The 17851-nt window shown below is 59.2% G+C and carries 16 protein-coding genes, 1 tRNA gene and 1 pseudogene; 10 read left to right on the top strand and 8 right to left on the bottom strand.

Annotated elements, in window-relative coordinates; translation table 11 throughout:
• A partial coding sequence (locus LQ220_RS10420; RefSeq protein ID WP_230188207.1) for a transposase occupies positions 1-185 on the top strand: 185 nt, incomplete at its 5' end.
• A 254-nt stretch (positions 186-439) separates the two neighbouring features.
• On the opposite strand, the gene LQ220_RS10415 is transcribed toward LQ220_RS10420, so the two are convergent.
• Complete coding sequence (locus LQ220_RS10415) at positions 440-1291, bottom strand: MaoC family dehydratase (protein WP_230188206.1); 852 nt, start codon at positions 1289-1291, stop codon at positions 440-442.
• Between the two features lie 441 nt (positions 1292-1732).
• Here LQ220_RS10415 and LQ220_RS10410 point away from each other — a divergent pair, with 441 nt between their 5' ends.
• Positions 1733-2824 (top strand): CaiB/BaiF CoA-transferase family protein, encoded by a 1092-nt coding sequence (locus LQ220_RS10410; RefSeq protein ID WP_230188205.1) that lies wholly within the window; start codon positions 1733-1735, stop codon positions 2822-2824.
• A gap of 26 nt (positions 2825-2850) precedes the next feature.
• On the opposite strand, the gene LQ220_RS10405 is transcribed toward LQ220_RS10410, so the two are convergent.
• Both LQ220_RS10405 and LQ220_RS10400 read right to left on the bottom strand, forming a co-directional pair.
• Positions 2851-3855: an amidohydrolase family protein gene (locus tag LQ220_RS10405; protein WP_230188204.1), complete on the bottom strand. Its 1005-nt coding sequence runs from the start codon at positions 3853-3855 to the stop codon at positions 2851-2853.
• 90 nt (positions 3856-3945) lie between these two features.
• Positions 3946-5085: an acyl-CoA dehydrogenase family protein gene (locus LQ220_RS10400; RefSeq protein ID WP_230188203.1), complete on the bottom strand. Its 1140-nt coding sequence runs from the start codon at positions 5083-5085 to the stop codon at positions 3946-3948.
• A 233-nt stretch (positions 5086-5318) separates the two neighbouring features.
• Here LQ220_RS10400 and LQ220_RS10395 point away from each other — a divergent pair, with 233 nt between their 5' ends.
• From LQ220_RS10395 to LQ220_RS10380, 4 genes are read left to right on the top strand one after another with little or no spacing between them, the layout of a single operon-like run.
• On the top strand, positions 5319-6110 hold the full coding sequence (locus LQ220_RS10395; protein ID WP_230188202.1) for an NUDIX domain-containing protein: 792 nt from the start codon (positions 5319-5321) through the stop codon (positions 6108-6110).
• A complete protein-coding gene (locus tag LQ220_RS10390; protein ID WP_230188201.1) occupies positions 6107-6814 on the top strand; it encodes a glutathione S-transferase N-terminal domain-containing protein in 708 nt (235 codons plus the stop codon). Before LQ220_RS10395 ends, LQ220_RS10390 begins: the two co-directional genes overlap by 4 nt.
• The gene (locus LQ220_RS10385; RefSeq protein ID WP_230188200.1) at positions 6811-7449 is read left to right on the top strand and encodes a 2-hydroxychromene-2-carboxylate isomerase; all 639 of its coding nucleotides are present in this window, start codon (positions 6811-6813) and stop codon (positions 7447-7449) included. The genes LQ220_RS10390 and LQ220_RS10385 overlap by 4 nt, the downstream gene beginning before the upstream one ends.
• The gene (locus LQ220_RS10380; RefSeq protein WP_230188199.1) at positions 7433-8836 is read left to right on the top strand and encodes an MFS transporter; all 1404 of its coding nucleotides are present in this window, start codon (positions 7433-7435) and stop codon (positions 8834-8836) included. Before LQ220_RS10385 ends, LQ220_RS10380 begins: the two co-directional genes overlap by 17 nt.
• Before the next feature lie 65 nt (positions 8837-8901).
• On the opposite strand, the gene LQ220_RS10375 is transcribed toward LQ220_RS10380, so the two are convergent.
• On the bottom strand, positions 8902-9663 hold the full coding sequence (locus LQ220_RS10375) for a short-chain dehydrogenase/reductase (RefSeq protein ID WP_230188198.1): 762 nt from the start codon (positions 9661-9663) through the stop codon (positions 8902-8904).
• A 150-nt stretch (positions 9664-9813) separates the two neighbouring features.
• Here LQ220_RS10375 and LQ220_RS10370 point away from each other — a divergent pair, with 150 nt between their 5' ends.
• The 3 genes from LQ220_RS10370 (at position 9814) to LQ220_RS10360 (ending at position 12804) form a co-directional block, all read left to right on the top strand.
• The gene (locus LQ220_RS10370) at positions 9814-10701 is read left to right on the top strand and encodes a LysR family transcriptional regulator (protein ID WP_230188197.1); all 888 of its coding nucleotides are present in this window, start codon (positions 9814-9816) and stop codon (positions 10699-10701) included.
• A gap of 430 nt (positions 10702-11131) precedes the next feature.
• On the top strand, positions 11132-11878 hold the full coding sequence (locus tag LQ220_RS10365) for an electron transfer flavoprotein subunit beta/FixA family protein (protein WP_230188196.1): 747 nt from the start codon (positions 11132-11134) through the stop codon (positions 11876-11878).
• A complete protein-coding gene (locus tag LQ220_RS10360; protein ID WP_230188195.1) occupies positions 11875-12804 on the top strand; it encodes an electron transfer flavoprotein subunit alpha/FixB family protein in 930 nt (309 codons plus the stop codon). Before LQ220_RS10365 ends, LQ220_RS10360 begins: the two co-directional genes overlap by 4 nt.
• Before the next feature lie 241 nt (positions 12805-13045).
• Here the strand turns inward: LQ220_RS10360 and LQ220_RS10355 are convergent, their stop codons facing one another.
• The gene (locus tag LQ220_RS10355; RefSeq protein ID WP_230188194.1) at positions 13046-14569 is read right to left on the bottom strand and encodes an NAD(P)/FAD-dependent oxidoreductase; all 1524 of its coding nucleotides are present in this window, start codon (positions 14567-14569) and stop codon (positions 13046-13048) included.
• 153 nt (positions 14570-14722) lie between these two features.
• Between LQ220_RS10355 and LQ220_RS10350 the strand changes: the two are divergent.
• Positions 14723-15127 (top strand): annotated as a pseudogene (locus LQ220_RS10350) (integrase core domain-containing protein); the annotation flags it as partial.
• A gap of 218 nt (positions 15128-15345) precedes the next feature.
• On the opposite strand, the gene LQ220_RS10345 reads toward LQ220_RS10350, so the two are convergent.
• The 3 genes from LQ220_RS10345 to LQ220_RS10335 form a co-directional block, all read right to left on the bottom strand.
• Positions 15346-15420, bottom strand: a tRNA-Val gene (locus tag LQ220_RS10345).
• A gap of 59 nt (positions 15421-15479) precedes the next feature.
• Positions 15480-16157: a Crp/Fnr family transcriptional regulator gene (locus LQ220_RS10340; protein ID WP_230188193.1), complete on the bottom strand. Its 678-nt coding sequence runs from the start codon at positions 16155-16157 to the stop codon at positions 15480-15482.
• A 53-nt stretch (positions 16158-16210) separates the two neighbouring features.
• On the bottom strand, positions 16211-17845 hold the full coding sequence (locus LQ220_RS10335; RefSeq protein WP_230188192.1) for a CTP synthase: 1635 nt from the start codon (positions 17843-17845) through the stop codon (positions 16211-16213).
• Between the last annotated feature and the right edge of the window lie 6 nt (positions 17846-17851).

Here is a 17851-nt window from a genome sequence, read left to right as displayed (position 1 = left end):
ACAGCCTCGCCGAGGCCAAAGTGCTGATCGAAGCGTGGCGGCGACATTACAACACCGTGCGCCCGCACAGCAGCCTGGGCTATCGACCACCGGCACCGGAAACGGCTTCACCGCCATATCCGGCCTCCGGTTCCGCTTCGCTCCACCTCCGCCCGGATATGGCGATGGTGAGCATAATCCACTAACAAACCAACCGGCCCACTCCGCGGGGGCAGATCAATCCCATGCGCAGGAGTGCCGCCCATATGTTACTTGATCTTTGAAACGAATGTTCGATCCACCGCCGCTAAACCGGCACCCTGATGCGGAGGCCAAGACCTCGCCCCTCATCGGCTCTTCATGTCCGCCAGACTGCACCTCATCCTGCCAATTGCGCTCTGCAACGTGCGCTAGCGTGGTGGAACTGGGGTTCGCCACACGCACCAATTTCAGCGTCGGGCTACTCGGCTAGGACTGCTTTGCCGTTACCGATCACCTTTTGCGCCCGCTCTACTGCAAACGCCTCAAACGATACGACCTCGCCATCTCGCCACATCTCAACGCGAATGGAATCGCCAGGATACACAATTCCCGTGAAGCGAACCCCAATTTGCTTGAGGGCATCGGCTGCATACCCGCAATACTCGCCTAAAACCGCGCGCTGGCAAATGCCAAAAGTACAAAGCCCGTGCAGGATCGGCTCCCGAAACCCTGCGGCGCGCGCCGAAGCGGGATCGACATGCAGCGGGTTCAGGTCGCCCGTTTGCCGATACAGAAGGGCCTGCTGCCGCGAGGTAGATAGCGTCACTATCCGGTCGGGATCCCGTTGGGGTATGGGGTGGGGCATCGGCTGCCCCTCCCTCGGTCCACCAAATCCGCCTTCCGAGCGTCCAAACGCAGTGTTCACAACCGACGCAAACGGCGCTTGCTCACCCGCCAGATACAAATCCGAATGATCCCTGAAGACCGCGCCCTTGCCAGCCCCCTTGTCCCAGGCGCCAGCGATCCTCGACTGAACCAGGGCCTCGCCCCGCGTCGGAATCGACTTGTGCAGCGTCACGGCAATCTCACCGTGGAGAACCGTCGTATAGTCGATGCCTGCGAAGGCGACCGGGCTCCGCCCAACCACGATCGTCGAAAGGAAGGTCGGCAGGACTGCGAGACGTTCCTCGTAAACATAGGCCAGTTGGCGTTCATCTACCGGGTCAGACGGCATTCCAAGTCCGAGAGCGTAGATCATGAGGTCGCGCTCGTTCCAGCTATGACTGAAATTGCGCTCCAGTTTCATTAGTTCCGGGTACGGTAAGACCATGTCGACCTCTTACGAAGGATGCGGCTCCTGCCTTGCAGCAGCCAATTGAAGATCAAACCTGAAAATACCGCGCACCAACTGTTGGATTGGGCCTACAGCCACCAACTAACCAACCCGCCGAGGTTGCTCTTCCCCCGCCAGCTCTTTCGGTCCAATTTTCAGGGCGATATGTCCTTCTATCGCGAAACATGAAGCATATCGTCTTCTTGCATACCTGCGATACCGTAAGGCGAAAAGGAAACTCCTGCGTTCCGGCAACTTCCGTCGCAAACACTGTACTGCTGTTAAACGATACAAGTATGTTGACAGTGCGAGTGGGGATGTAACACCTTCTCAACAGCGTTTTCGGAACGCGGTGCCCCCGATCATTGCGACCGAGCGGACAGCGCCCGATGGGCCGCGATCGCTAAGGGTTACACACATGCTGATGGAGACCCGGGAATGACGCAGCATGGGGGCAGGCGCGGTCCGCTGGCGGGATTGCGGTGTGTCGAATTCGCCGGAATGGGGCCAGGTCCGCACGGTGCGATGCTGCTGTCCGACCTCGGCGCCGAAGTGCTGCGGATTGAACGGCCCAATCGGCCGGCCTTCACCATCAATCCGATCACGGAGCGCGGGCGGGGCAAGCTGGTCCTCGACTTGCGCCAGCCGGAGGACGTCGCCCGCGCCCTCGACATAGCTCGGCATGCTGACGTGCTGATCAAAGGCAACCGGCCTGGGGTGATGGAGCGGCTCGGGCTCAGTCCAGAGGTAGCAATGGCGGCCAATCCGCGCCTGATCTATGCCCGCATGACTGGCTGGGGCCAGGATGGCCCCCTCGCGCTGCGGGCCGGACACGACCTCAGCTACCTCGCGATCACCGGGGCGCTCCATGCCTTTGCTCGCCCAGGTGAGTTGCCCGTGCCACCGATGAACCTCGTCGCCGATTTTGGCGGCGGCTCGATGTTCCTTGTGCTGGGCATTCTCGCCGCCTTGTGGGAGCGGGAGCGTTCGGGCCTCGGGCAGGTGGTCGATGCGGCGATTGTCGACGGGGTCGCCGCCCTGCTCGCCGGTGCGACCGGGCATGTGCCCACTGGCGGCCTTTCGTTGGCGCGCGGACATAACGTGCTGGTCGGAGCGTCTAACTACTATCGCCCCTATTTGTGCAAGGACGGCAGGGAATTCGCCGTCGCCGCGATCGAGCCGCAGTTCTACCGCATCCTGCTCCAACGGATCGGAGCGCCAGTGGAGTGGGCGGAGGACCAATACGATCCTTCGGTCTGGCCCGAAAGGTCGGCCGCAATGGCGGCGATCTTCCTCACCCGCACCCGCGACGAGTGGACGGCGATCCTCGAAGACTCTGACGCTTGCGGGGCGCCGGTGCTCGAACTGGCCGAGGTCCCGACCCATCCCCAGATCGCGGAGCGAAACGGTTATGCTCTGCACGAGGGCATCGTGCAGCAGGCACCCGCCCCGCGGTTCTCGCGCACGCCAGGCGCAATTGGTCCCGACGAATGCGGAGAGGCCATGCTGGAGCGTTGGAAGATGGGCTGACCGCCGCTATGCGCCCGGCGTTCGGATCAGAGCGGCTCGCCGAGAAACCGTCCAGCGGCCTCTGAGCAGATGCTCCGCTCGACTTCCCCCGGCAGGCCGAGCGAGCGAATCCATCGGGCCGGGTCGTTCTGCATGATCATGTAGGGATAATCCGTACCGGCAAATACCTGACCCGGCGCCATGCGAACGGCGAGGTAGGCCAGATATTCCGCGTCATAGACATTGGTGTCGTAAAAGAAGCGTTGCGCCTGCTCGATCGGGGCAAGCTGGCTTCGTCCCTCGAAACCCTTGGTCGTTGTCCAACCAAGCTGTAGCCGCCCCAACATCGCGCCAAGGGTGCCCCCGCCGTGGCTAAAGGCGATGCGAAGGCCGGGATATCTATCAAGAACGCCACCCATGATGATGGAAGCTGCGGCCATACCCGTATCAACGGGAAACAAAGCAAATCCGGTAAAGTTGATGTCAGGCTTTTCTAGACCCTTGGCGGCAACCGGATGCAGCGCATGGACGAAAACCGGCATCCCCTCTGCCTCGGCCGCTGCCCAGAAGGGATCGAACTCCGCAGAACCCAGCATCTTGCCGTTGATGTTGCTACCGATCTCTACACCCTTCAGACCAAAATCCGACTTCAGGCGCGGCAACATGCGCGCCGCTGCCTCCGGATTTTGCAGCGGCACTGACCCGAGACCGCGAAAACGGCGCGGAGCAGCGCTGACCATGCTGGCGATCAAGTGGTTGGACGCATCGCACAGGATCTGGGCGTCGGCCAGGTCTAGCCAATAGGACAGCAACTCAGGCATCGGCGACAGCACCTGCATGTCCACCGCCTCGCGATCCATGTCTTCAATCCGTCTTGCCACGTCCCATGAACGCGCATCCAGCTTCCTGAACGGCGTTTCGCCGATCATCAAAGTGCCTTCGACCGACGACTGGCACTTCATGCAGGGCCAGCGCGGTGCCACATCGGAATGCGGCGCAGAAGGGAAATTCAACGGCGAGACGTGGGAATGAACATCGATGAAGGTAGACATGCTTTGAAACCTATCCTGCTGCCGAAGGGGCGTGACCGCATGACCGCGCCCTGTCAGCCGACGGCGCACCACCAAGAGATGGATGATGTATCAAATTCGGCGACCGATCACTTCCTTCATGATTTCCGAAGTTCCACCATGGATGCGATGTATCCGCGTATCCCGCCACAGTCGCGCTATCGGATATTCGTTCATATAGCCCGCACCGCCATGCAGCTGGAGCGCCGCATCGACAATGTGCCAGACATTCTCGGAGTGCCATAATTTGGATGCCGCCGCCTCTTCAGACGTCAACAGGCCTTTCATGTGCCTCATGCGGGCCCAGTCGAGGTGCGCCCAACCTGCCTGCAGACGTGTCGCCATGTCCGCCAACGTGAAGCGCGTATTCTGGAAATCGAATATCGGCTGGCCAAAAGCCTTGCGCTCCTTCACGAACTGGACTGCTTCGTCGAAGGCGCGTTGCGCCTGCGCCTGGGCGGTTGTCGAGATCGCCAGCCGCTCCTGGCCAAGTTCGGACATCATGTAACGAAAGCCCTGCCCCTCTTCACCCAGCAGGTTCGAAATTGGCACCCGCACATCGTTGAAAAACAGCTCCGATGTATCGGCACCATGCAGGCCGATCTTGTCGAGATTGCGCCCTCTCTCGAAGCCTGGGGAATTGGCTTCGACCAAGATCAGAGACACGCCCTTTGCCCCCTCTCCGCCGGTCCGCGCCGCCAGAAATACCAGGTCCGACAGCAAGCCGTTCGAGATGTAGAGCTTGCTCCCATTGATTACATAGTAATCACCGTCGCGGCGTGCCGTCGTGCGCAGACTTTTGACATCGGAACCGCCACCCGGCTCCGTCATGCCCAGAGCCGTGATGATCTCACCGCTAATCATGCCGGGAAGGTAGCGGGCTTTTAATTCCTCCGAACCGTAGTTCAGGAGATACGGTGCAGTAATCAACGACTGCAGGCTGACCCCTACCGGGCAGTTCAAATAGTATAATTCCTCAAGAAAAACCAGATCGTAGGATATGTCGAGGCCAATGCCACCATAGATCTCTGGCATGCTGGAACAAAGCAAACCGGCATCGCCAGCCGCTTTCCAAAAATATTTGCTGGTAATCCCCTCTGCTTCCCACTTGTCGAGATAAGGCTCGGCCTCCTTGGCGAGAAACCTGCGCACCGTGTCTCTGTACTGCTCATGGCTTTCGTCAAAGCCTTGGCGGGAATTCGTATTAAGCACGACTCCATCCTCCCCTGCACTGGCAGAACCCGCCAGCATTTCGAACGGTTCTAATCCGCCACGACCCACAGGGGAACGAAAACATAAAACCATTATTCAGATCGATTGAAAGCAACACAGATATGGAAAGTCCCAGTTTGTAAGCGATATTTTTTTACTATCGATGCAGATATAGGTCGGTTGCTTTATCAGTCACAGGAATGATGATAGGAAACAGGACCGGGAGACAGAGGATGAGCGATGGACGCGGTGAAACGGTGTCGGGGCCAGGGATCGCAGCAGCCACGCTGATCCTGTATTACGAAAGTGACGGGCAAGCCGCGCGCCATCTGATGATCCAGCGCACAGCGCAAATGCGCTTTGCTCCCAATGCGCTGGTGTTCCCCGGCGGCCGGGTAGATGAAGACGACCACCGGACCGCTACAGATGCGAACCTGGTCGATGTCACACTCGGCGAACCGGTCGAGATGGCGCACCGCGTAACGGCCATTCGCGAAATGCTGGAAGAAGTTGGTATCCTGGTAGCCTTTCAGTCGTCGATGCCGGTCGATGCTGTCGCCCTGCAGACAGAGTTGAAGCGGAAAGTCCCATTCAGCACCTTGCTGGGTGACAACGGTATCAGGCTTGATCTGGCGGCGCTCCTGCCTTGGGCCCAGTGGCATCCAAAATTTCAATCGCATCGTCGCTTCGACACCCGCTTCTATATCACCCGTCACCAGGGAGATCGCACCGTTACTGCCGATGTCGACGAGGTTGGTCAGGCACGCTGGCTCCATGCCCATGAAGCCATCAATGAAGCTGAGGCTGGCACCGCCAAGATCATCTTTCCCACATTGTGCAATCTGGAACGTCTCGCTGCCTATCCGGCGTTCGAGGCCGCCAAGGAGCATCTCGGCAACATCGAGTGCATCCCCATTTCGCCTTGCATTGAGGGCGATGAACATGGTGAGTCGTGGATATGTATTCCGGAGGACCGCGGTTATCCTCTCACCCGCCGGCTGCTATCCACGCTGCAGGCGCCATGACCGGGTCGGAGGCCGATCTCGCGGTCTATTATGCTCCCAGTCCAAACGGATGGAAGATCACGATCTGCCTGGAGGAGATGGGCCTTCCCTACAGGCTTATTCCCGTCCGTTGGGGAAGTGACCCGCCCGAAGGGTTCCTGACGGCGAGCCCCAATGGCAAAATTCCCGCGCTCATCGATGCACAGGGGCGCGGTGGCGAGCCCACCACCCTATTTGAAAGCGCCGCCATCCTGCTCTATCTGGCCGATAAAACTGGCCTGTTCCTTGATCCGGAGCCGGCAGAACGATATGCCGCTATCCAGTGGCTGATCTGGCAGGTTGCTGGCCTCGGCCCTATGGCCGGGCAGAATGGCCATTTTCTGCTCTACGCCCCGGAGAAGATCCCCTACGCCATCGAGCGCTACGGCAAGGAAGTCCGTCAGCTTTATACCGTTCTCAATGCCCAATTGGCCCGCACAGGCGCATTTGTTTCTGGCAGCAGCTACTCAATCGCCGACATAGCCTGCTTTCCGTGGATCATGACCCACAAGGCGCAAGGCCTCACCCTCGACGACTATCCGGCCCTGAAGACGTGGTTCGCGCTCGTCCGCGCCCGTCCTGCCGTTCAGCGGGGGATCGCTGCGGGCGGCGGCATCGATGCCATGCGCGCCCTCCCCAGGCCAATCTTTCCATTAGCATCTTCCAAAGTTGAGGAGCGGCCATGAAACTTGAAATGTTCTTCGATTGCTCCAGTCCGTGGAGCTATCTCGGTTTCGAACGGATCATGCCGCTGGCCGAAAGCTTCGGCCTCACTGTCGAATGGCATCCGGTCCTCGTCGGCGGCATCTTCAATGCGGTCAACCCAGGCGTCGAATTCAACTTGTTCAAGGAGAAGTTCCCGCCGCGCAAGGTAGACTACCATGCAAAGGTCATGCAGGACTGGGCCGATATCACAGGGATAAAGATCAACTTCCCGCCAGCAGGTCACCCCATCAACAGCGTCAAGGCGATGCGTGCCTGTCTGGTTCTCCAGCCCATCGGTCATCTCATCCCGTTCGCCCGTGCTTGCTATCAGGCCTATTTTAGGGACGAGCTTCCCCTTTCGGAAGACTCGGTCCTTCTCGATATCTGTCGGGAAGTAGGTGTCGACGGAGAATGGCTGCTCGGGCAGATCACCCAGCAGGATGCCAAGGATGCGCTGCGTGCAAAAGTGGACGAAGCTATTGCGCGGGGTGCCTTCGGTGTTCCCACGACTTTCCTGGGTGGCACCGACATGTATTTCGGTGTCGACTCGCTACAATTGGTGAGCGCCCGGTTAGAGCAATGGCGGGCGACGGAAGCAGTTGGCAGCTCCGGCTGACGCCAGAATCCAGAAATCAAATAAACATAATATGTCTTGGAGAGCAGTTGTGCCGAGAAACCCCATCAACACAATCAACGAACAAGACGCTGCAATCTTGCCGCCCGCCGGTGTCAGCAACAGGCAAGCCTGGTACACCGTCTGGTTGCTTGCGGCTCTCTATGTCGTTTCATGGCTCGACCGCGGCATTCTGGCTCTGCTGGCCCAACCGCTTGCGGCTTCCCTCGGCCTTGACGACCGGCAATTGGCTCTGTTGTTAGGCTTGGGCTTCGCATTGGTTTACGCCATCGGAGGCGTAGCTCTGGGTCATTTTGTCGACACCCGCAATCGGCGGACTGTCGTGACTATCGGCGTAATCATTTGGAGCCTAGCGACCATATTGAGCGCTTTCTCAACGAATTTCGAGATGATATTCCTGCTAAGATGCGGTGTGGCGTTGGGCGAAGCCGTCCTCATGCCCGCAGCCATTTCTCTGATTGCCGATTTGTTCAAACCGGCACAACGTGGCCTGCCGGTTGCGTTCTTCACTTCCATCGGCAGCTTCATGACAATCGGTGCTTATGCGCTCGGAGCGGCCGCGATAGGGCTCGCCGAAGCGGTCAGCAGCGACATTGGGCTGACGACATGGAGGACAACGCTAATCATAGTCGGGCTACCCGGATTATTGCTGGCCCTGATATTCGCCTTCACCGCAAAGATACCGACACGAAGCATCTCCGAGGCGCTTCCAGCGGCCGAAGTAAGCATGGCTGCGCTAATCCAATATTTGAAGAAGCGCATGCGCTTCATGGGACCGCTGCTGTCCCTCACCGGCATAAATTGCATCTATAGCCTGGCAATCATAATCTGGCTTCCAACGGTGCTGATCCGCGAACATGGCATGAACGCATCTGAAGCAGGTTATCTTCTGGGTCTCGTAGGCGTTCCCGCCGCACTGGTCGGAAACTTTTTCTGGCAGTGGCGCGGATTGCGATTGTATCATCGTGATCCAGAGAAAGGCATTCTGCGCACCTTCGTCCTTCCATCACTTTGTGCAGCACCTTGCTATGCTGCGGGACTGCTCTCAGACCGCATTGTTCTCCAGCTTTCCGGGTTCGCCGTTGGTATGTTCATGGGATCGGCATTCAATGTCATGACGCCCATCGCAATTCAGTCATACACTCCCACTCGAATGAGAGCCCGTATTGTCAGCCTCAATTTCCTTATCATCTCCGTTCTCGGCTATGGACTGGGGCCACTGGCTGCGGTCGAGATTGGAACGTGGGTTGCAGGAGAGGGGCAAGGCATTCGCACAGGCCTCATCACGCTTTCATTAATCAGCTGGCCGCTACTTGTGATCACAACTCTGGCTATGGTTCGCAATGCAGGCAAACCGAACGAACTGTAGGAGCGCTCTAGCTAACGCTCAGCTTGAAGCCCACGATGGGCAATGACGTCAGAGAGGGAGAGCGACTACGCGCCACCTCCGTCGATCGTAAGGATCGCCCCGGACGTGTAGGCCGATAGCGGCGAGGCCAAAAACGCCACGGCCTGGGCGATCTCTTGTGGCTCCGCCATGCGTCCAAACGGCATGTTCGCCACCAGCTCCGGCCAGCGTTCGGCATCCCCCAGTTTGCGCTCCGCCTGATTACGCAGCATCAGCTTGATCCGCTCCGTCCGTACGGGCCCCGGGTTGATGCCGACGACGCGCACCCCGTCAACCGCAGCCCCCTTCGCCATGCCTTTGGTAAAAGCCATCAGCGCGCTGTTACCGGCTGCACCGGCAATATAGGACGGATCAGGCCGTTCACCCGCCGTTCCGATGATGTTGACCACCACGCCCCGACTAACTGTGAGCAGCGTATAAAGGCTGCGGGTCAGGTCAATATAACCATACACCTTGAGATCCCAGGCGGCACGCCATCGCTCGGATGAAATATCCAATAATCCACCCGGCGGTATCGCACCGGCATTGTTGACCAGGATGTCCAGAGACGTCACTTCCTTCGCCAATTCGTCAATCGCGCCGGGTTGAGACAGGTCAGCGACGATCAACCGCGGCACGGCGTGCGCTACGGCGGCGATCTGGTCAGCGGCATTCTGGAGACTTGTCCGGTTCCGCGCCACTAGGGTTAGGTCGCACCCCTCCTCCGCCAGCAGCGTCGCAACGGCGAGTCCGATCCCTTGCGAAGCGCCGGTCACGACAGCATGCTTCCCGCGTAATTGGAGGTCCATTTCTACTCTCCTGCCAAGTATTGTCGCCCCTTAGGGCACATCTATTCGGACCACCCAAAATAAGAATGACGATCACGCTAGACCCAATCATTCTGCTTGTTAATAGATCATATTGCATCGATAGGCTGCATTATTGCAGGAAGGGGTGCGATGATACATTGGGATGATCTCCGCTATTTTCTGGCGGTCGAACGCGGACGGACGCTGGCGACGGCGGCGGCCCGGCTGGGGGTGGATGCAACCACGGTCGGCCGCAGGATTGATCGGCTGGCGGCGTCTCTCAACACCAGCCTGTTCGAAGTCGGGCCGCGCGGGCATGCACTCACACCGAGCGGAAAAAAGCTGCTTGCCCATGCCGAGGAAATGGAACGATCGCTGCTGTCGGCCAGTGGCGATCTTTCTGGAGAGCGCAGTCGTTATGCCGGAACGGTGCGGATTAGCATGTCAGAAGGGTTTGCGACGTGGGTAGTCGCCCCCCAATTGTCACAGTTCCACGAGCGTCATCCCGACATATCGCTCGAAATCGTGACGACAAACGGTTTTCTCAATCCCTCGAAGCGCGAGGCGGATATGGCAGTCATGCTCGCTCGCCCCTCCCGCGGGGCGCTGCTGTCGCGCAAACTCGCGGACTATCGGCTCGGCCTGTATGCCTCGCGAGACTATATCCGTGATCATGGCGCAGTGCAGGATATCGAGGACCTGCGAAGCCGCACATTGATCGGCTACATCCCTGATTTCATTTATGCTGACGAGCTGCGCTATCTGCATGAGGTTGACGTGCAACTCTCGCCGAATTTCGCAAGCTCCAGCATAAATGTGCAGCATGCGATGGTACGTGGCGGGATTGGAGTAGCAATCCTGCCCAATTTTATCGGCTTGAACGATCCGGTGCTGGTACCGCAGCTTGCAGACGCAGTCATGGTCCAGCGCAGCTTCTGGGTCGTCGTACATCACGAACTGCGACGGCTGGCGCGGGTTTCGGCAGTAATGGAATGGCTGCAGCAAGCGGTTCAGGAAGTGGCCGGGCCACCGCACTGATTTATGAACCACGCAGGACGAAGCCGATCAAAGCTGTCGTGCTACGCTCTTCGAGATTGAAGCGACTTGTCTCAGTGCGCCGTTGCTGGCTACGAATGTGTCGATTGGGTTGAAGCGCTCAATGGATCACCCCCATAGCGCTTAGCTGACTCGGGATGTCCTACTTACCACATCCATGAAATCATCTCCCCGCCTCCCGTTCATGCATCCAAATACTTGCCGAGCGGGATTGGGAAGCTTTAAGCAAGATGCTCGAAACCGTACTGTAAAACACCCTTTGCCGTGCCTGATACACATGAGGAATGCGCCTCCCTCTATGTAGGCTTAGCCTGTTCTCCGGCTAGCTATGTACCTGTATTTGCGGTGCGAACATGGTGCAGAATACGGACCTCAGCAGGATTATATAAAAAGATTGAAAGGAAGCCACTCGATGAAGATTATCGTGCCCGTAAAGCGGGTGATAGATTACAACGTGAAGCCACGGGTGAAGGCGGACGGAACGGGTGTCGACCTGGCCAATGTGAAGATGTCGATGAACCCTTTTGACGAGATCGCGGTGGAAGAAGCGCTACGTCTCAAGGAGAAGGGTGCTGCCACGGAAGTGGTGGTGGTTTCGATCGGACCGGCCAAGGCACAGGAGACGCTGCGCACGGCGCTGGCCATGGGCGCGGACCGGGCGATCCTGATCGAAGCTGAGGATGTGGAGCCGCTGGGCGTGGCCAAGCTGCTCGCCAAGGTGCAGGAAGAAGAGCTGGCTGGCCTGATCATCCTGGGAAAGCAGGCGATCGACAATGACTGCAACCAGACCGGCCAGATGCTCGCCGCGCTGCTGGGCCGTCCGCAGGGTACGTTCGCCAGCAAGGTCGAGGTCGAGGGCGACAGCGTCTCGGTGACGCGCGAAGTCGACGGCGGCCTGGAGACGGTGAAGCTCACCCTTCCCGCGATCGTCACCACCGACCTGCGTTTGAACGAGCCGCGCTATGCCTCGCTGCCCAACATCATGAAGGCCAAGTCAAAGCCGCTCGCGCAGAAGACCCCCGCCGACTATGGCGTCGACATCAGCCCCCGGCTCGAAACGCTCAAGGTTGTCGAACCGCCGGTGCGTCAGGCCGGGATCAAGGTCGCCGACGTTGATGAACTGGTCGCCAAACTCAAAGCCATGGGAGTAGCCGCATGAAGACGCTCGTTTGGGTCGAACATGACAATGCGTCGGTCAAGGATGCAACGCTGGCTGCTGTCACTGCCGCCAGCAAACTGGGTGAAGTGCATCTGCTCGTCGCAGGTTCCGGCTGCGCTGCTGCAGCGAGCGCCGCCGCGCAGATCGCTGGCGTGGGCAAGGTCCATGTCGCCGATGACGCCGCCTTTGCGAATGCGCTGCCGGAAAATGTCGCGCCGCTGATCGTGGAGCTTATGAGCCACCATGATGCGTTCATCGCGCCCGCCACCTCCAACGGCAAGAACATCGCCCCGCGCGTAGCTGCGCTGCTCGACGTGATGCAGATCAGCGACATCCTCTCGGTCGAGAGCGAGGATACCTTCACGCGCCCCACCTATGCGGGCAACGCAATTGCCACGGTCAAGAGCAAGGACGCCAAGAAGGTGATCACCGTGCGCGGCACGGCCTTTGAGAAGGCAGACGCCACCGGCGGATCCGGCACCGTCGAGGCGGTATCCTCTACGGGGGACAAGGGACTCTCCAGCTTCATCGGCTCGGAGATCGCCAAGATGGAGCGCCCCGAACTGACCAGCGCGAAGATCATCGTCTCGGGCGGTCGCGCGCTCAAGGATGGCGACACGTTCAAGGCTAACATCTTCCCGCTCGCCGACAAGCTTGGCGCAGCCGTGGGCGCCAGCCGTGCTGCGGTCGATGCGGGCTATGTCCCCAACGACTATCAGGTCGGCCAGACCGGCAAGATCGTCGCACCCGAAGTCTATGTCGCCATCGGCATCTCGGGCGCGATCCAGCATCTCGCCGGCATGAAGGACTCAAAGACCATCATCGCCATCAACAAGGACGAGGACGCCCCCATCTTCCAAGTCGCCGACATCGGCTTGGTCGGCGACCTCTTCAAGATCGTGCCGGAACTCACCGAGAAGCTGTAAGCTACTTTATAGGCACGCACATGTCCCCGGCGTCCCAGCGGCGCCGGGGATAGTCCGGCGAGGATCGCCACCCAGGCAGATTACGGCAAACTTTCTCGGCAAACGATCTGATGAGCCAGGCGTTGGAGCGCGACTTTTTATCATACGGGTCGAGATGTCATCGGTACGGAACAGATGACATCTCGACGATTGGACAGTAGCGTTCAATCTGCCCAAAAGGCATGCGGCCGGAAGCCTATAATCATATCGCGACCAATGGCTCTGCGTTGGTGCGTTGGCCATCGTAGAGGAATTCCGGGCCATCGAGGTCGATGTTCGGTAACTCGTGACGCTCGGCCCAGTAGTCCTGATTGTGGCGCCATTCTGGCTGGTCGCCGCGGCGGGGCAGATCCTTGAGGCCGCGCATCAGGTACCCAGGATTGAAATTGTCTTCCTCGATCCAGTCCGCCAGAGCCATGCTTTCGTCCCGTGGCCGGTAGGTCACCTCGACCCGCTTTGCCTTGCGCTCGCTCATGCTGTTAAGCAGCTTGCAGACGAACTCGCTGATCATTTCAACCCGCAGTGTCCAGGACGCGCGGAAATAGCCCATGACCCAGACCATATTGGGCACTCCGGTGAACATTGCGCCACGGTAGGTAACGGTCTCGTGCCAATCGATTGGCTTGCCGTCGACCGTGAACGGAATGCCGCCCATCACCAGCAAGTTGAAGCCGGTGCAGGCGACGATGATGTCCGCCTCGATCTCCTCGCCCGAAGCAGTGCGCACGCCCTTTTCGGTGAACCTGTCGATGGTGTCGGTTACCACGGAGACCTTGCCAGCAGCCGCCGCCTGGAACAGGTCGCCGTTCGGACAGAATGCGATGCGCTGCTGCCAGACCTTGTACTTCGGCACGAAGTGCGGCTCGATCGGGAAATCCTCACCCGCAAACGCGCGGATATTGGTCTTGAGTTCCTCGAATACTTCGTTCGAGTCGGCATTGCAGCGATTGATGAAGTTCAGCTGATCGTGGAGAATCTGAGTACGCGCCACCCTGTGGATGGTCGGCTCGTCCATGCCGATTTCGCGCAAGCGGTCGGCCAGGTCGTTCTGGTTCGGTCGGCAGAGGAAATAGGTTGGTGAGCGCTGCAGCATCACGACATGCGCCGCCTTTTCGGCAAATGCCGGAACCACCGTTGCCGCAGTCGCGCCCGAACCGATCACCAGCACCCGCTTGCCGGTGTAGTCGGTCGCGGGATCCCATTTCTGGGCGTGAACGAATAGACCCTTATAGTCGGCCATGCCCGCCCAATCGGGGATGTGAGGGGTTTCGTGATCATAATATCCTTGGCACATCCACAGGAAGTTGCATGTGAAGACCAGCTTCGCTCCATCGGACTTGCGGGTGGCTTCGACCGTCCAGAGGTCGGTTTCGCGGGAAAAGGAACAGGACGTGATCCAATGTCCATAACGGATGCGTGGTCCGATCCCGTTCTCTTCGATCACCGTGCCCATATAGGCCAGAATATCCTCGGCACTCGCGATCGGGTTGCCAAGCCATGGCCGGAAGCTGTAGCCGAAAGTGTAGAGATCGGAATCCGAGCGCACGCCGGGATATTTGTGGGTTTCCCAGGTTCCGCCGAAAGTATCTTTGCCCTCGAGCACCAGATAGGTTTTCTCCGGGCAGTCCTGCTGCAAGCGATAGGCCGAGCCGACTCCGGAAATTCCGGCGCCGACGATGATCACGTCGACATGCTCTGCTGCGGTTGTATATCCTCGAGTTTCCATTGCTATCACATCCTCCAATTTATGCCCCGCCAGCTTAGGCCAGTGGCCAATGTCGCGACTTTGCGTAAGATCAATAAAACTGGATCACGCATATCTGGAATCTGGCCTCCAGTTTCTCAGCAATTGCCGCAAGTGAAGATGGCAATGTGCATGGTGCTGGCCTGGGAGCTGTCGAATACGATGGACGCTGGATTCTGTGTCGCGGCGCTGGAGGGGGCACTGGCCCGCTTCGGCAAGCCAGAGATCTTCAATGCCGATCAGGGCAGCCAATGTACGTCGCAAGCCTTCACCAGCGTGCTGCTTGACGCCGATATTGGTATCAGCATGGAAAGCCGGGGCCGATGGATGGACAATGTCTGTATTGAACCCATCTGGCGATCCCTGAAGTACGAGTGTGTGTACCTCCATGCCTTCGAAACCGGCTCGGAACTGCGGGTCGGCCTTGGCCGGTGGATCACCTATTACAACACGCAGCGTCGGCACTCGGGCCTGGCCGGGAGAACCCCGGTCGAGGCCTACCGTCGGAACAGGCAATCAGGTCATGGGGGGGGGGCATAAACTACATCAGGGATTAGCTTAACTTAGCCGCCAAACCGACCATGAAGGCGAGACCGCTTCAGATTTCGCCTTTCCTATACTCCGCGACAGAATGCCCACAGCGAATTCGTCTGGATGTTCAAGACCCCCGGGCGCATGCGGACGCGAAGCAGCCACGTCTACACTTTTTGGTATTTTGGAAAAATGCGGAAGCGTCTGGAAGCTTCCGGATTTGCAAATGGTGGGCGCGGCAAGGATTGAACTTGCGACCCCACCCGTGTGAAGGGTGTGCTCTACCACTGAGCTACGCGCCCCCGAAGGGAGCCGCGCATTGGCATTGTGCTGCGGGGCTGTCAAGCGTGCGGCGCACCGCTCATTCAATCGCGTCGGCTATTTCCTCCAGCGAATCGACATCCATCACGCGGATCTTGCCGTGCTCCAGTTCGACGATACCGCCCTGTGCCCACAGCGCGAGTTGCCGGTTGATATTCTCACGGCTGATGCCGGCAAACATCGCCAATTCGGTCTGGCTAAGGCTGATGACGCCGGTTTCGCTGTTCTTGAGCAATCGAAGGAGGAACCGCGCGAGACGCGGTGCGGCCCCATAGGCCCGGTCCGTTTCGATGGTCTCATTGGCGAGCCGCAACCGCATCGCCAGCTCCCGCATCAGGCGGAGCGCAATGCGGTGATTGGCGGCAATCACGCGCTCGAACACCGCGCGCGGCAAGGTCAGGTAGCGAACAGGACCAAGGGCGATGACGCTGGCTGTGCGCAAGCCGCCGTCGATCAGCGCGATTTCGCCCAGCACTGTGCCAGCCTCGACATATTCCAGCACGATTTCCCGCCCATTGGCGGAATAGACCGTCACGCGCGCGCGCCCCTCCATGAGGATCAGCAGGAAATCCCCCGGATCGCCCTGCTGCAGAAGGACCGCGCCTTTTTTCGCCTTATGCTCGCGCGCATCGGTCAGCAGATAAGCCAGATCGTCCGGCCCCAATGACCGAAGCAAGCTATGTTCCGGCAGCTTTGCGTAAAGTGCTGTAATGTCCATGAGGCCCCCTCGCCGCCGTTATGCGGCGAGGCGCGCGCGAATCCAAGCCCCTCTTAGACGAGGCGGCTTTGCTTCAGCGCTGCACCGATGAAGCTGGCAAATAGCGGATGCGGATCGAAAGGCTTGGATTTCAATTCCGGGTGGAACTGCACTCCGACGAACCAGGGATGATCGGGCCGCTCGACGATTTCGGGCAAAGTGCCATCCGGGGACATGCCCGAGAAGATGAGGCCGCCCTTTTCCAGCGGTTCGCGATAGCCTGCGTTCACCTCATATCGGTGACGATGCCGCTCACTGATTTCATCGGTCTCATAAATGCCAGCGACGACGCTGTTGCCGCTCAGCTTGGCCGGATACGCGCCGAGCCGCATGGTGCCGCCCAGATCGCCGCCTTCCTGCCGCTTCTGCAGGCCTGCCGATCCCATCCATTCGGTAATCAGGCCGACGACCGGCTCGCTCGTTTCACCAAATTCGGTCGTGGACGCATCGGCAATGCCCGCCGTGTTCCGCGCCCCTTCGATGCAGGCCATCTGCATACCCAGACAAATGCCGAAGAACGGCACGTTCCGCTCACGCGCAAAACGGACGCTCGCGATCTTGCCTTCGCTTCCGCGCACACCGAAGCCACCGGGCACCAGAATGCCGTGCAGCGGTTCAAGCGCAGCAGTGATGCTGTCATCGTCCTTCTCGAACAATTCCGCATCGATCCAGCGGATATGCACCTTCACCCGGTTATGCAGGCCGCCATGCACCAGCGCCTCATGGAGCGACTTGTAGGCGTCAGGCAGGCCGACATATTTGCCGACAACGCCGATAGTCACTTCGCCTTCGGGATTGGCATGACGGTCCATGATGTCGATCCAGCGATCGAGCACCGGCTCCTTGGCCCCCTCGATACCGAAGGCACGCAGCACTTCGTCATCCAGTCCCTCGGCATGATATTGCGTCGGCACCGAATAGATGCTCGGCGCGTCGAGCGCGGGAATCACCGCTTCCTTGCGTACGTTGCAGAACAGCGCGATCTTCGCGCGTTCGCTGTCAGGCAAGGGTTGCTCGCACCGGCACAGCAGGATGTGCGGCTGTATGCCCAGCGACGTCAGTTCGCGCACGCTGTGCTGGGTGGGCTTTGTCTTCAGTTCACCCGCTGCCGCAATGTACGGCACCAGCGTCACATGGACGAAGATCGACTGCAAACGGCCGAGGTCGTTGTGCAACTGGCGGATCGCCTCCATGAACGGAAGGCTTTCGATATCGCCCACCGTGCCGCCGATCTCGCACAGCACGAAATCGATGCCATCGGTGTCAGCCGTCGCGAACGCCTTGATCTCATCGGTGACGTGCGGAATGACTTGCACCGTCGCGCCCAGATAATCGCCGCGCCGTTCCTTGGTAATGATCGTCTGATAGACGCGACCCTGCGTCACATTGTCCGACTGCCGACTGGGGACGCCGGTAAAGCGCTCATAATGACCGAGGTCGAGATCGGTCTCCGCCCCGTCGTCGGTCACATAAACTTCGCCATGCTGATACGGCGACATCGTGCCGGGATCGACGTTGAGATAAGGATCGAACTTCCGGATTCGCACGCGATATCCTCGTGCCTGCAGCAATGCTGCAAGACTGGCGGCCATAAGGCCCTTGCCAAGCGAGGAGACCACGCCGCCGGTTATGAATATATACCGCGCCATGGGATG

This window comes from Sphingobium sp. CECT 9361 (assembly GCF_918741285.1).
In the GTDB taxonomy this organism is placed as follows: Bacteria; Pseudomonadota; Alphaproteobacteria; order Sphingomonadales; family Sphingomonadaceae; genus Sphingobium.
The sequence above is the reverse complement of the archived record's forward strand: the minus strand, read 5'-3'. Positions and strand labels throughout refer to the sequence as shown.